The sequence below is a fragment of the Bradyrhizobium sp. P2_E8 genome (assembly GCF_056403875.1).
In genome coordinates this window covers 1-511 of record NZ_JBFUES010001936.1, presented here as the reverse complement: position 1 = coordinate 511, position 511 = coordinate 1, and the positions used below count along the sequence as shown (strand labels likewise).

Sequence of the window (511 nt, the reverse complement as noted above, 5' to 3'; positions counted from 1 at the left end):
CCGATGTCGTCCCGGCGAAGGCCGGGACCCATAACCCCAAGGGAGCAGTTTTGCGAAGACCCATCGCTCGGGACTGCGACCGCCCGCAATCGAGATATCACGCGGTATCGGTCCCGGCCTTCGCCGGGACGACAGCCGCGGTTTGGCTAGCGGCGCCCCGCCAAAGCTATTGCAGCGCCTACTCCGCCGCGTCCCGCATTTCGGCGCGCTCGGCTTTGACCGCGCAGAACTTGAATTCCGGGATCTTGCCGAACGGATCGAGCGCGGGGTTGGTCAGGAGGTTCGCCGCCGCTTCCGCGTAGCAGAACGGCATGAACACCATGTTCTCCGGCACGTCGCGGTCGGAGCGGACCTTGACCTCGACGGCGCCGCGGCGGGTCTCCAGGCGAATGAAGTCACCCGGCGCGAGCTGCTTCTTGCGCATGTCCTTCGGGCTCATGAAGGCGACCGCCTCCGGCTCGATCTGGTCGAGCACCTGCGCGCGGCGGGTCATCGAGCCGGTGTGCCAATG

The 511-nt window shown here is 66.9% G+C and carries 1 protein-coding gene; it reads right to left on the bottom strand.

Annotated features, from left to right (window positions below; all coding sequences use genetic code 11):
- Positions 1-178: 178 nt before the first annotated feature.
- Positions 179-511, bottom strand: a 333-nt coding sequence (locus AC1D00_RS44795) for a molybdopterin dinucleotide binding domain-containing protein (protein ID WP_477015172.1), incomplete at its 5' end; no start/stop codon positions are given.